This window comes from Vibrio sp. 2130-1 (assembly GCF_033339515.1).
This window is the reverse complement of the sequence record NZ_JAWOUT010000120.1, coordinates 1-924: the sequence shown is the minus strand read 5'-3', so window position 1 is coordinate 924 and position 924 is coordinate 1. Positions and strand designations below refer to the sequence as shown.

1 protein-coding gene and 1 pseudogene are annotated in these 924 nt (G+C 44.7%); one reads left to right on the top strand and one right to left on the bottom strand.

Translation table 11 applies throughout. The annotated features are described in order from the left end of the window. Positions 1-700 (top strand): STAS domain-containing protein (locus tag R7Q09_RS24625; protein WP_318143758.1); only part of this gene is annotated, 700 nt, incomplete at its 5' end. Positions 701-777: 77 nt separating this feature from the next. Here the strand turns inward: R7Q09_RS24625 and R7Q09_RS24620 are convergent. Beyond that, positions 778-924: pseudogene (locus R7Q09_RS24620) on the bottom strand (GNAT family N-acetyltransferase); the annotation flags it as partial.

Here is a 924-nt window from a genome sequence, read left to right as displayed (position 1 = left end):
GTCACTCGGCGTGGTACTCATCATCGCGTCACTGTCACTGCTTGACCTCAAAGCCATATGGATACTGAAAACACGTGACAAAGATGCCTTTTACCTTGCCATCATTACCTTTATTTCCGTGCTAGTGATTGGGGTTATTCCGGGTATCACACTGGCAGTTCTATTAGGTCTATTTCAGTTTTTACGCATCGTCATGCGACCAAGTGACCAACTACTGGGTCTGGATGAAAAAGGTACCATTCGCACCATTGATGAAACCGGAAAAGCGTCTCCAATTCCGGGAATGGTGATTTATCGCTTCAACTCACCGTTGACCTACTTTAATGCGCCGTACTTTAAGCGTCGTTTGCTAGAGCACGCAGAGCAAAACAAAGATGTCAGCTGTGTCGTAGTCGATGCCGTATCAAGCTTTACTCACCTAGATTTGAGTGTCATGGCGACATTGGCCGACATTCACGAAGTGCTCAAGAAAAGAGGAATACGATCAGTCCTCGCGGGAAGAAAACGCCGCTTGCGTCAAAGGTGTGAGTTAAAGGGAATAAGCACCAGCGAAGGCGGGATTTTGCTGCGTGCCGATATGTATCTTGCGATCAAACTCAGTGGCAGCTACCTCAGTGCAGTCGGTGAAGGGATTGTTCCAACCGTGCAAAAAGAACCCGATTTGGAACAACCACCAAAGCCAATTCCAGAAGTGGCTTAAGCGATAATCTAAAATAAAAACAGGAGTATATTCTCCTGTTTTTTATTGTTCATTTTATCTGTTTAATCGGCTAGGCTTTATGCTTGCGGTTTAAATTTTTTCGTCATTCCTTGGCTTTTAGGAGCCACTAGCTTGTAACCAAGATTCTCATAAAAGAATGGCTCGTCAGCAATCATAGAAACGTAAGAGCCTTCAAGTGCAACAGATGAAAGATAACCGTCGAT